10 protein-coding genes are annotated in these 13,159 nt (G+C 55.2%); 7 read left to right on the top strand and 3 right to left on the bottom strand.

Translation table 11 applies throughout. From position 1 onward, the window contains the following. Positions 1-310 precede the first annotated feature (310 nt). Entirely contained in the window at positions 311-1,288 is a 978-nt protein-coding gene (locus CIK87_RS13385; RefSeq protein ID WP_094387578.1) for a polyprenyl synthetase family protein, read from the bottom strand. A gap of 91 nt (positions 1,289-1,379) precedes the next feature. Between CIK87_RS13385 and polA the strand changes: the two genes are divergently transcribed. Continuing rightward, on the top strand, positions 1,380-4,142 hold the full coding sequence (gene polA / locus CIK87_RS13380; RefSeq protein ID WP_094387577.1) for a DNA polymerase I: 2,763 nt from the start codon (positions 1,380-1,382) through the stop codon (positions 4,140-4,142). Positions 4,143-4,198: 56 nt separating this feature from the next. Next, positions 4,199-5,437 (top strand): sel1 repeat family protein, encoded by a 1,239-nt coding sequence (locus CIK87_RS13375; protein WP_144008234.1) that lies wholly within the window; start codon positions 4,199-4,201, stop codon positions 5,435-5,437. Positions 5,438-5,585: 148 nt separating this feature from the next. Here CIK87_RS13375 and CIK87_RS14435 read toward each other — a convergent pair whose 3' ends face one another. Then, a complete protein-coding gene (locus CIK87_RS14435; protein ID WP_158214793.1) occupies positions 5,586-5,741 on the bottom strand; it encodes a hypothetical protein in 156 nt (51 codons plus the stop codon). 148 nt (positions 5,742-5,889) lie between these two features. Here CIK87_RS14435 and CIK87_RS13370 point away from each other — a divergent pair, with 148 nt between their 5' ends. The 5 genes from CIK87_RS13370 (at position 5,890) to CIK87_RS13350 (ending at position 12,069) form a co-directional block, all read left to right on the top strand. After that, the gene (locus CIK87_RS13370) at positions 5,890-6,621 is read left to right on the top strand and encodes a hypothetical protein (RefSeq protein ID WP_144008233.1); all 732 of its coding nucleotides are present in this window, start codon (positions 5,890-5,892) and stop codon (positions 6,619-6,621) included. Positions 6,622-6,706: 85 nt separating this feature from the next. Continuing rightward, positions 6,707-7,804, top strand: a complete 1,098-nt coding sequence (locus CIK87_RS13365; protein ID WP_094387574.1) for a hypothetical protein — start codon at positions 6,707-6,709, stop codon at positions 7,802-7,804. Between the two features lie 301 nt (positions 7,805-8,105). Then, positions 8,106-9,212, top strand: a complete 1,107-nt coding sequence (ychF, locus tag CIK87_RS13360; RefSeq protein ID WP_022311234.1) for a redox-regulated ATPase YchF — start codon at positions 8,106-8,108, stop codon at positions 9,210-9,212. An 11-nt stretch (positions 9,213-9,223) separates the two neighbouring features. Further along, positions 9,224-10,105, top strand: a complete 882-nt coding sequence (gene lgt / locus CIK87_RS13355) for a prolipoprotein diacylglyceryl transferase (protein WP_094387573.1) — start codon at positions 9,224-9,226, stop codon at positions 10,103-10,105. A 251-nt stretch (positions 10,106-10,356) separates the two neighbouring features. Further along, positions 10,357-12,069: a formylglycine-generating enzyme family protein gene (locus tag CIK87_RS13350; RefSeq protein WP_094387572.1), complete on the top strand. Its 1,713-nt coding sequence runs from the start codon at positions 10,357-10,359 to the stop codon at positions 12,067-12,069. 181 nt (positions 12,070-12,250) lie between these two features. Here the strand turns inward: CIK87_RS13350 and CIK87_RS13345 are convergent, their stop codons facing one another. Further along, a complete protein-coding gene (locus CIK87_RS13345) occupies positions 12,251-12,970 on the bottom strand; it encodes a hypothetical protein (protein ID WP_022310961.1) in 720 nt (239 codons plus the stop codon). Positions 12,971-13,159 lie beyond the last annotated feature (189 nt).

Raw genomic sequence — 13,159 nt, 5'->3', positions numbered from 1 at the left:
CTAAGGGCGATGCAGACCGCGCAGTCTGCATCGCCCTTTTTGCATCCACCTCCGCGCGCGTTTCCCGTTCATCCAGACTCATTTCGACCATCCCGACAACTCGGCGGAGGTCACGTTGGCGATAATTTCATGGTGCGAAACGCTGAGTGCATGGCGCGAAACGGTGTTTTCATGGCTTGCATTACATATATCACGCCCCGCATCCTCGGTTTCGCGCCCCGCAATACGGCCGAAAACAATCAGTGCATCATATTACACGTTGATGGCTAAATGATGCACTGACGAGGGGAAAATCGCGATGAATTGGGGATTATTTGTTGCGCTTGATGACGTAGTCGAGATAAGCTCTAAGTGCCTGGCGTATATCGTCCTGATGGATATACGTATCGATGAAGTGGCAGGCTTCATCGTGAAACTCCCACATGCGGCGCTCGGCATATTCTATACCGCCGTTGGCCTTGGTATAGGCGACAAGTTTGCCGATTTCATCGGTGCTGATGCAGCGGTCTTTCACCTTGTAAGCCAGCTCTCTGATTTCGGCGGGCGCATCGTGGTTCACAGCGTAGATGGCGGGCAGCGTGAGCTTGCCTTCAGCCATGTCGTTGCCGGTGGGTTTGCCTATGTCGGCACTGTCGTAATAGTCGAAGATGTCGTCGCGTATCTGGAAGACGATACCAAGGTTCTGGCCGAAGCGGGCAGCAGCCTCAATCTCCTCGTCGGTGGCTCCCGACGCCAGCGCACCAATGGAGGCACACGCCTCGAAGAGTGCAGCGGTCTTACCTTTTATTATATTATAGTAGACGTCCTCCGAGATGTCACGGTTGGATATGTTGGAAAGCTGCAGGATTTCACCGTCTGAGAGTGTACGCCCCAACTGCGCCAGATAACGGATAATGCGCTCACGATGAGTGTAAGAGACATGGAGCAGAGCGGTAGAGAGAATGTAGTCGCCCACAAGCACACTCACCTTGTTGTCATAGATGGCGTTGACAGAAGCCTGGCCGCGTCTTTCGGCGCTTTCATCGACCACATCGTCGTGCACCAGCGACGCTGTGTGCAGCAACTCCAGTCCTATGGCTGCATGCTGGGTTACCTCGGTTACGGCTCCGAAACTTTTGGCTATCAGCAGGATGAGAATGGGTCGCATACGCTTGCCGCCGCGCTGGCGGATATGGTTCAGGGCTTGCGCCAGCATGCCATCCTCGTGGTCGAGCGAGCGGTTGAACATCTCGATGAAATCGGCCAATTCTGCAGATATCGGCGCCTTGATAACTGTTTGATAATCCATGACTATGAGTATTTTGTTGCAAAATTACAGATATTTTCTGTCATTATCTAATTTATTTTCGTAATTTTACACACCTAAAGCAATTAGAACTATGGACAGACTCTTTCTATTGGACGCCTATGCACTTATATATAGGTCGTACTACGCATTCCTCAAAAACCCACGCATCAACTCCAAGGGACTCAATACATCAGCAATAATGGGGTTCGTCAATACCCTCAACGAGGTGATAACCAAGGAGCAGCCCACATACATGGCTGTGGCTTTCGACCACGGCAAGACCTTCCGTCACGAGGCTTTTCCCGCCTACAAGGCACAGCGCGAGGAGACGCCCGAGGACATCCGGGCGAGCGTGCCCATCATCAAGGACATCCTCGAGGCTTACCATATACCCGTGCTCCAGGCCGACGGCTTCGAGGCCGACGATGTGATAGGCACCCTTGCCACCGCTGCCGGACGCGAGGGCATCGAGACCTACATGCTTACCCCCGACAAAGACTACGGACAGCTCGTGGGTGGCAATGTCTATATCTACCGACCCCGTCATGGTGGCGGTTACGACACGCTGGGCGAAAGCGAGGTGACAGAGAAGTATGGTATAGCGACCACCGCACAGGTCATCGACCTGCTGGCGCTTATGGGCGACTCGGCCGACAACTTCCCCGGATGTCCGGGAGTGGGCGAGAAGACTGCCGCGAAACTCATCACACAGTTTGGGAGTATCGACAACATGCTCGCACATACCGACGAAATCAAAGGCAAGTTGAGAGAGAAAGTTGAAGGTGCCGTCGACGACATACGCATGAGCCGGTTCCTGGCGACCATAAGGACCGACGTGCCCATAGCGCTCGATTTGGAAAAAATGAAGATGACCTCGCCCGACGAGGAGCGACTCGAGAAAATCTTCCAGGAACTCGAGTTCAGAGCCCTGACCGACAAAATTATTAAAAAAGTTAAAAATACGCCGAAAAACGACGATTTGCAGCTCGATTTGTTTGGCGAATTTGCGGCCGAGAGCCAAGGCGAGCCAAAAAATGCGAGTATTTTGGGCCTCAAAGAGACCCCCCACGATTACCAACTTATTGAATCAGAAGAAGAAGCACGAAAAATACGTGATTATTTCTTGACAAAAGAAATCTTGAGTTTTGATACAGAAACGACATCGACCAACGCCATCGACGCCGAATTGGTCGGTCTGAGCTTCGCGGTCGAAGAATTCAAGGCCGTCTATGTCGCCGTGCCCGCAGAGAGGGAAGCGGCGCAGCGCATGGTCGACATTTTCCGTCCGCTCTACGAAGACGAGCACATCATGAAGGTAGGACAGAACGTCAAGTACGACTACGAGGTGTTGCGTCGTTATGGGATAGAGGTGCGCGGACCCATGTTCGACACCATGCTCGCCCACTACATCGTGCAGCCCGAGCTTCACCACAACATGGACTACATGGCCGAGACGCTTCTGGGCTACCAGACGATACACATCGACCAACTCATCGGACCTCGAGGTAAAGGTCAGCGGTCTATGCGTGACCTCCAGCCCCAGGAAGTATATGAGTATGCTGCCGAAGATGCCGACGTGACGCTCAGACTGAAGAACGTGCTCGAGCAGAAGCTCAAGGAGGTCGACGGCGAACGCCTCTTCTACGACATCGAGATGCCACTGGTGCCCGTACTGGCCGAGATGGAGCTCACCGGAGTATGCTTGGACACCGCCGCACTGGCAGAGACAGGCAAGAACTTCAACCGCCGGCTCGCCGAATACGAACAGAAGATATATTCCGAGGCTGGCGAGACATTCAATATATCCAGTCCCAAGCAGGTGGGAGATATTCTCTTTGGCAAGATGAAGATTGTAGACAAGCCAAAGAAGACCAAGACGGGCCAGTATGTCACCTCGGAAGAGGTGCTGACCCAGTTGCGCAGCCGCGCGCCCATCGTCGACGACATACTGAGTTACAGAGGGTTGAAGAAGTTGCTCGGCACCTATGTCGAGGCACTTCCCCGACTCATCAACCCCCGCACGAGCCACATCCACACCTGCTTCAACCAGGCCATCACCGCCACGGGGCGCCTCAGTTCGTCTGACCCCAACCTGCAGAATATCCCCATCCGCGACGACGACGGCAAGGAGATACGCAAGAGCTTCGTGCCCGAGCCGGGATGCCTCTTCTTCTCTGCCGACTACTCGCAGATAGAGCTCCGCATCATGGCCCATCTCTCGCAGGACGAACACATGCTCGACGCCTTCCGCAGCGGCATCGACATCCATGCCGCCACAGCCGCCAAGATATGGCACGTGCCGGTCGAAGAGGTCACGCCCGAGCAGCGCAAGAAAGCCAAGCAAGCCAACTTCGGCATCATCTATGGCATCAGCACCTACGGACTGGCGCAGCGTATGAATATCAGCAACTCAGAGGCGCGCCAGCTCATCGACGACTATTTCGCCACCTTCCCACGCGTCAAGGCATACATGGACGAGGCCATCGCCACCTGCCGCGAGAAGGGCTACGCCGAGACCATCTACCACCGCCGACGCTATCTGCCCGATATAGCATCGCGCAACGCCACCGTGAGAGGCTTCGCCGAACGCAACGCCATCAACGCGCCCATCCAGGGCTCGGAGGCCGACATCATCAAGGTGGCAATGATACACATATTCAAGCGGTTCGCCACCGAAGGACTGCGCTCGAGGATGATACTGCAGGTACACGATGAACTCAACTTCAGCGTCTATCCCGAGGAGCGCGAGCAGGTAGAGCGTATCGTCATCGAGGAGATGGAAAACGCCTGCCGACTCAGCATCCCGCTTACCGCCGATGCAGGCTGGGGCGCCAACTGGCTCGAAGCCCATTGACGCCACCGCCGCCACGGCGACAGAGATACGACAAAACAACTTGAATATTAATGTGTATGACAGCCCTAACCAGACAACTTTTCAGGGAGTTCAGGGTGCAGGAAGCATTCTGGACCACCGCAGAAACCGTGGCCTACGACAGCGAAGCGCAGATGCTCTTCCTGCTGGTGCTCCGCCAGAACAACAACGTGCCGCTGCTCTTCGATGATGTGAAGAAAATCGAGATGATGGCCTGGCAGGGAAACCCATACATGATGTACGCCTATGCCAGGCTGCACGATGTGCTCCAATACGACAACCACTCCGACAGCATCAAGCACGATTTCTACAAGCTCGCTGCCAGCCACGGTATCGGCGACGCCTATGCCCAACTCGCCTACATGCACAAGGACGGCGACCTGGGAGAGTGCGACTACGATGCCTACAATGACCTGATGCAGAAGGCATTGGACAACCACAGCGAGAAAGCCATGCAGCAGCACATCCGCGACATCATCTATGGCACCAACGGCAGCCCACGCGATGCGCTAAAAGGCTATGAACTCGCCGAAAATCATGTCCATCAGCAGGACTTTCATGACCCCGAATACTATATGCTCATGGGCAACGCCGACAGGGAATTGGGCCGCATCGGCAACGCCGTGACCAACTATGAACTGGCCACCGAACATGGTGGCAGCGCAGCCTTCTTCTGGTGGGCTGTCACCGACTGCTGCGACCGCGACGGCATCGTCGTCGACCGCGATGGCTTCGCCGAAATCATGCAGAAAGGCAGGGCTGTCGATGCTCGCGACTGCTACCTCATGTACACCATGCTCACCGACGACGCCACCTACGATGCCCTCGACCCCGACGCCCAGCGCGAACTCAGCGCCTGTCTCAGCGACGACCTCCAGGCAGGATGGTGCCTCGGCGACTGCGTATGCCCCTATTACCTCGGCTTCTACTACGAGGAAGGGCTCTATGGCTTCGCCCAAGACTATCAGCAGGCTTGGCTCTGGTATGGCCGCGCCGCCCGTCTGCGCAGTCCCTACGGTTATGCAGCCCTTACCCGCATGATACTGGACGACTCCACCGCGCCCGCTGGCTGCGGCGAGAGCTTCGCCTACGAGTATGCCTACAAGGGGCTTATGCTTGGCTGTAGCGACCTGCTCCAGACAGTAATCAGAGGTTACAGACAGGGCTTCCTCGACCACCACAAGGCTAAGATTGAGGAAATCTGGCTGCCCCAATACGATGAATGGCTGAGACACGTAGCCGATGACGACGATTATCCCTGCGATAGCGAGGCCTGAGAGGCTGCTTGAGCGACCCGCTGCCACGGTCAGAGCACCAGAGCGAGTTGCCCCCACTCCACCCTTCCTCCCTACACAATGCCAAAAGGCTTCAGCAAGAGACTGCCCGTTCCCTTGCTGAAGCCTTTTGGCCATCCGCTGCCTCCTATTATATCTCCGCGATACGCAAACCGAAGTCGGCGGCACTGCCCTCTTCGCCAAAGACCTTCGGCATCATTCGGCTGCGCATATTGGTAACATTCTGCCTGGTCGTAACCAGCAGTACGGCAGCCTCTGAGGGCTGGAAATGCAGCCGAGGATACATAGGCTGAGACGCGCCACTTCTTGCGCGACCATAGGCTTGGCTGAATGCTTTTATAGACCAAGCTACAACAATAATTTCGTTTTTCTTTGGAAGATTAATGAATATGCGCTACATTTGCAAACAGTACATCATTAATATCCGCATCAATATGAAACTCAGGAAGAATATCTTGGTCTTGGTGGCATGTATCGCCACGCTTGCCATGTGCGCCTCGTGCGACAAAGATGACAATGACTCATCTGCCAACATCTTTACCCAACGCATTTATCTCGACTTCGTCACCCCCGAGGGCAACAATCTGCTCGATGCCAACGCGTTTGCCGACTACAGCAAGGGCTATAAGACCGCACAGGACTACTTCTGCGACGACCGCATCAGCATCCTGTGCAGACGGAAGAGCGACGGCAAGACTGCCGACTTCATAGACAAGGGCAACCCCACCCTGCCCTACTCCAATTTCAGGGTAAGCCACCCCGCGCTGAACCTGGTCCAGGACATGAGCCACTACAACCCGACCCAAGGCAACGGCAATAAGGGCGACGCCAACCTGCAGGGCTACATCAACTGGAAGGTTGGAACCACAATAAGTCTGCTTATAGACGACTTCGACGCCAACGTGGGAAAGAAGAATTATACTGAATGCTACGAGATAAGCATCGCCAGCCGAGCCATCTATGGCGACGACCAGCTGCACCAGCTGCGCCTCTACTGCCAGGTGAGCAACAGCCGCCCCGTCATCACCCGCGTAGAGTACGATGATGACCCCGACAATCTGTTGGACCACGACCCCTACTACCGCATTGCCCAACAGATAGGTTATACCCAGTTTACCAACAACCGTGCCTATTTCTACATTCCTATCACCGTAAGACGCGGATAGAGTACGCCACCCCTGCATCCTCTCCCGCATAGAGCCCCACAGCCTGACCCACACCCTCACTCTCCCAATCCTAAACCCAGTAGATATGAAAGCCTTCAGAATTCTGTCACTGCTCTTCTTCCTGAGTCTGACTACCCTCGTCATGGCGCAGAAGTATGAGGTCGACTGTCTCGTCGGCCCCGAAATCAAAGCCACCCCAGTCGAAAAGCCCACCGAGTACGACGGCTCACGCACAGTGCTTTACATCGCCAACGGCACCCTCGTCGATGTCGTAGGGCGCACAGTTACCGGCCCCGATGGCCGCACCGCCTCCCATCTTGGAGATGTGGGCGACTCTGTAGATGTAAGACAGATTAAAGGCATCATCCATTACGACGGCAGGAGATACTTTGTGGAAGCCCGCTGGCTGAAGTTCGCTGACGAAAACCCGCCCTCGGCGACCGACAGATTTGCTTCCGACAACTTCCGCCCGCGCCTACAGCTCACCTCCTGGCTGGCTATGCCCCGCTTGGATGTCCACTCTGCCTCCACGCGGATGCTCTACAGCCGATGGCTACCCTTCATGGCATTGCTGCTCATGTTCCTGGCGGTATGGATGACCCTCCGCACCCGCTTTCTGGTGCTTTCGGCGCTGCCCTTCTTCGCCGCCGTGGGCATAGTCATCTATATGGCGCTGATGATAGACTGGGATGCGCTGTGGTGGTGCAACCCCGACTATGTAGGCATAGAAAATGCCATCGTCGGCATCATCCCCGTGGCGCTGTTTATGGCGTTGGCGCTCATGTATCTCTTGTGTGTGACTATTTTTATCAAAGCCCCGCTGCTGATATGGCCCCTCGTGATAGGCTATATACTGCAGTGGCCCGCCATGTTGGTGTCTGCCCACTTCACGGGCGGCATCTGGCCCGCCCTATTGGTATGCTATGGCATCCCCGTGCTTATCAATGGTTTGCGCCTACGCCTCTATGGTGTCGTCATGACCCTCGTCACGCTGGTCGCCATCCACACCTTTGTAGTGGCATTGGCCACGGTGGTCCAGGTTTCGCTGTGGATTATGATGGCCATGGCCCTCGCCTCGCCGCTGATAGCTTTCCTCCTGTCGACCATCATCGGCAAATACCAGCACACGAAAAATGGAAGATGGGTGCTGCGCAATGGAAAGTGGGTATATGTATATGACTGATACGCTGAAGACCGCCGCGCGCTGTGGGATTACTGATGGGGTAGCAGAAGTCACCCCATTGGCCTCGCATAGCAAACCTACCCATATTTCAGCTTACACTTGTAGAGCATAGGCTGCACCTCAACAATGCGAAACGAAAAAACATGCGTTTTTTCTTTGCATTGTCTGCGGTTTGCACTACCACTACGGCTACGCCGTGAAGGTAGGCGGCACCTCAAGATTAAAAATAAATAAATTTATTTTGTAATCTCTTCGGTTTGCACTACCTTTGTACTCTGGAAATAAACGTTTATAATAAGATATGTCATTAAAATGTGGTATCGTAGGCCTTCCTAATGTGGGAAAATCTACGCTGTTCAATTGCCTGTCGAGTGCCAAAGCGCAGGCAGCCAATTTCCCTTTCTGTACGATAGAACCTAACTTAGGCGTCATTACCGTCCCCGACGACCGACTCACCCGTCTGGCAGAGATAGTACACCCCGGCCGCATTGTGCCCGCCACCTGCGAGATTGTAGATATAGCCGGTCTGGTAAAGGGTGCCTCCAAGGGCGAGGGACTGGGCAACAAGTTTTTGGGCAACATCCGTGAGTGCGACGCCATCATCCATGTCATCCGCTGTTTCGACGACGACAATGTGGTGCGCGAGGGCGGTGCTCCCGTCAATCCCGTGCAGGACAAGGAGATTATCGACACCGAGCTGCAGCTCAAAGACCTCGACACCATCGAGGCCCAGCTCGCCAAGAACCAAAAGATAGCAGCCATAGGCAACAACAAGGACGCCAAGGTGCTGGTGACCGTGCTCGAAGCCTACAAGGAGGCGCTGGAGCAGGGCCGCAACGCCCGCTCGGTGACCTTTGAGAGCAAGGAGGAGCAGCAGGCCGCCCACGACCTGTTTCTGCTTACCACCAAGCCCGTGCTCTATGTGTGCAACGTAGACGAGGCCAGCGCCAAGGAGGGCAACCAGTACTCACGCCAGATAGAAGAGATAGCCGCTTCAGAGGGCGCCGAGGCCATGGTGATAGCCGCCAAGACCGAGGAAGACATCGCGTCGCTCGAGACCTATGACGACAAGAAGATGTTTCTCGACGAGCTGGGACTGGAGGAGAGCGGCGTAAACCGTCTCATCAAGAAGGCCTACAGTCTGCTCAACCTCGAGACATTCATCACCGCCGGAGAGATGGAGGTCAAGGCATGGACCTATCACAAGGGTTGGAAGGCACCCCAGTGTGCCGGCGTGATACACACCGACTTTGAAAAGGGATTCATCCGTGCCGAGGTCATCAAGTACGACGACTACATCCAGTATGGCTCTGAGGCTGCCGTACGCGAAGCCGGCAAGCTGGGCATCGAGGGCAAGGAGTATGTGGTCCAGGACGGCGACATCATGCACTTCCGGTTCAACGTATAACGCATCAAGCTATGACAAGTCTGCTCAACTTTATCCTCTGGAACCCCGATACGACAGCGCTGCATCTCGGGCCGTTTGATGTGCGCTGGTACGGACTGTGCTGGCTTACCGGACTGGCCCTCGCCTACTTCCTCGTGAGATGGCTCTACCACGACCAGCGCGTCAAGGACGAGTATTTTGACCCACTCTTCCTCTATTGCTTTGTGGGTATCATCATGGGAGCTCGTCTTGGTCACTGTATCTTCTACGAACCCCACTATTTCCTTTCCTCTTGGCAGCACGTGATAGAGATGTTGCTGCCCATCAAGTTTGTCGATGGCGCTCCCCTCGCCCATGGCGGCATGCTCTACAGCCTCACCGGCGGCACCGTCATCTTCACGGGCTACGAGGGACTGGCTTCCCACGGAGGCACGCTGGGACTGATGCTGGCGCTGTGGTGCTACTACCGTCGCACCCACATGAACCTGTGGCAGGTGCTCGACGACATAGCCATAGCCACCCCCATCACCGCCTGCTTCATACGCCTGGGCAACCTGATGAACTCAGAGATAGTCGGCAAGGTTACCGATGTGCCCTGGGCGTTCATCTTTGAGCGCGTAGACCAGATGCCCCGCCACCCCGGACAGCTCTATGAGGCCATCGCCTACTTCCTCTTCTTCTTTGTGGGATGGCATTTCTACAAGAAGCACAAAGAGTGGGCAGGCACGGGCTTCTTCTTCGGACTCTGTCTGACGCTTATCTTCTGCTTCCGCTTTGTGATAGAGTATACCAAGGACGTGCAGGAGGCTTTCGAGCACGACATGCTGTTCAATATGGGCCAACTGCTCTCTGTGCCATTCATCATCATAGGCATCGTGTGCATGCGCCGCGCTCTGCGCAAGGCACGGCAGTAAGCCGGCAGCCATCAGCCCACTGATATAAGTACCCCGTCGCCGCGGTTATCTTGTTAACAGGATAGCCGCGGCGATTTTCATTTTCATCGTGATGGAAGTAAATGACTCTCACCATGTCAGAAAAAACGGAAAAAAGGCTGTCGGTATTCAAAAAAGATGTACCTTTGTAGAAGATAGGCTGCACCTCAGCCATTAAGCAGGCTTATGGCGCCAGGTTTGGACCATCTATATTACTATAACTTAAAACACGTATGAAACAATGTATTCTCATCATGCTGGCACTGGCATGGACCATCAGTATGGATGCGCAGGGCATTATCCGACAGCAGACTCAGGTGAAGAAGCCAAAGGACAAGACTGAGCATACCGCCAAGGCTAAAGCCAAGACAGCCCCCAAGCCCAAGAAACGGGTAGAGCGAAAGGTGGAACCTAAGCCCGAGCCCAAGGAGCCTGTTGAAGTAAAAAACCAGGTGACAAAGAGGGAAGACCCGCCCCCAGTGGAGATGACTCCCACCCAGGTAATAGAGAAGCTGATAGCCGACATGGTGTATATCCCTGGCGGAACGTTCACTATGTACGACCGCAACTTCTATCCTGGTTATACCGGCAAATGTCCGGCAGCCTATAGCGCCACGGTGGCCGGTTACTATCTGTGTCGGTACGAGGTGACGCAGCAGTTGTGGCAGGCCGTGATGGGCTCCAATCCCTCGCAGCATACTGTGGGCAATCGGCCCGTAGAGGGTTTTTATTGGGACGAGGCCCAGCTGTTCATCTATCGCCTCAACCAGATAACTGGACTCAAGTTCCGTTTGCCTACCGAGGAGGAATGGCAGTGGGCTTACGATGAGGGCAAATCGCCACGCCGTTATAAGTACAGTGGCAGCGATGACGCCAAGGAGGTAGGGTGGATCTACTGGAACAGCGACCTCCGTGCGCACGCGGTAGGTATGCTCAAGCCCAATGCCCTGGGTCTCTACGACATGACGGGCAACGTAAGTGAACTCTGTGCAAATCAGGGTGGTGCAGAGTATCTGGATGCTAAATCGCAGAAGGACTACCGCGTGGACCGTGGCTGTTTCTACGACATTACTGACCTGGGCAGTTACGAGCGTACAGGCTTCTACATCGGGGACAATACCAGACGTCCTACCGGAACGGGCATCCGCCTGGCTCTAAGTCAGTTGCCTAAGCCTGTCAGCATCCATCTGGACACTGCCCCACAGCCATCGTCCCGCAGCGAGTTGATAGCTAAGTTGGTCAGCGACATGATACAGGTGCCCGCAGGTACCTTTACTATGGGTTTTGTCTTTCCCGAACTGCGCCAGTACTATATACCGCCCGAGGAGATGGCTCCCCACCAGGTAACGTTAGACAGTTACTATCTGTGTAAGTACGAAGTAACCCAGGCATTGTGGCAAGCCGTAATGGGCGTGAACCCTTCGGAGAACCAAGACGATGCCAGCCAGCCTGTAACTAATGTCGGCTGTAGCGACATCAAGCTGTTTATCAGTAAGCTCAATGCCCTTAGCGGTCAGCAGTTCCGTTTGCCCACCGAGGCAGAGTGGGAGTATGCGTGTATAGGTGGTCGGGGCGAACCTGTAGAGCGTTATAGCGGACACGAACTGGTTGACGGCTCTGCCAAGGTGGTTGCCTGGTGGGGCGACAACCTGCGCCATCCACAGGCTGTGGGTCAGCTCATTCCCAATGTACTGGGCCTGTACGACATGACGGGCAATGTTGATGAGATATGCAGTGATATATGGCGCACATCGCACAGCAAGAAGGCTCAAGTTAATCCACAGGGCCCTAATCCATCGCCCTGCGTCAGCAATAAGCCCGACCATAGGCATGTAGTACGTGGCGGAAACTTCAGGTGTCTCAGATGGTATAATGGCCGTGACTATTGCGCTCAGGCCAATAATCTGACAGGATTGCGGCTGGCTGCCTCGCATATACAGCGATGACGGGCCGCGCAATATATGCCAAAAATCCCATACCTTACTTCCAAGGTATGGGATTTTGGCGTATATGGGGGAGCCGATAGTTACTTCCCCTTGAGTATCTTCTTGATTTCGTTGAGCTTGTTGAGCGCCTCGACGGGCGTGAGGTTGTTGATGTCGAGCCCCCGTGGCTCGTCGCAGCAGCCTATCTGCCAAGACAGAGAGCGACGCTTACGTTTATCTGCTCGCGGTGTTTGGCTCCGAGAGGGTCGGTAAAGTCCAGAGTAGCGTTAACGGCATAGTAAGGAGACTTGCCATCCTTGCCCCACTCCAGCTGAGCGGCGGGGGCGGTTCCGCCAGCATAGACGCGAGGACTCTTGACCTCTACAGGCATGCCCTGCACGCTGTAGGGCACCAGTTCGTAAGCCACAGAGCGGTAACCACCCGTCTGGCGGTCGCGCTGCAGGGTGGCACGCAGCAGCAGATGGACATCATAGCCGTCGGCCGACGAACAGAGCAGATATTCCACCGTGCGGGTGCCCTTTTCCGTCTTGTCGCTCCACGTAGTGAGCGTCTTCGTGACGAGGGTCGTCCACCCCACGCGAGGCACCACGCCATCGTGGCGGTCCATAGCCTCGCGTATATATTTGCGTGCCTGGCCCATCACCTTCTCCACCATCTGGGGCGTCACCTTATAGCCCTTGAGCATCGAGTAGTCTACCATGCAGAGGCGGTTGAGCGCCACAAGCGTGTCATACTGCGCCGGCGTCACCTTGTTGAGCAGCCACCGTGGGGGCATCTTGCCCTTGGCTACAGTCGACTCCACTCTGGGAGTCACCTTTTTCTTACACTGCTGCGCCGCAGCATCGTTTGCCCACGCCATAGCGGCAATGGCAAACAGCAAACACAAAATCGACTTTTTCATTGTTGTTTCAGTTTTAAGGGTGAATATTAGGATAACCTTTCCAATGACTTCCATGCCCCGCGCTTCATGGTCTGCGGGGCGCGCCATGACAGACGGCGCCGGCGTAAGGGCTTTGGCCCGCGTGCTGACCACCGCTGGCGGCTCGTGCCTTATGTCACGTGCTCTCGTATCATTTGTTACGAGCGCTCG

Origin of the sequence: Prevotella sp. P5-64 (assembly GCF_002251285.1) — a bacterium.
Taxonomy (GTDB): domain Bacteria; phylum Bacteroidota; class Bacteroidia; order Bacteroidales; family Bacteroidaceae; genus Prevotella.
Note: the sequence above shows the minus strand (reverse complement) of the source record. Positions and strands in the feature narration are given on the sequence as shown.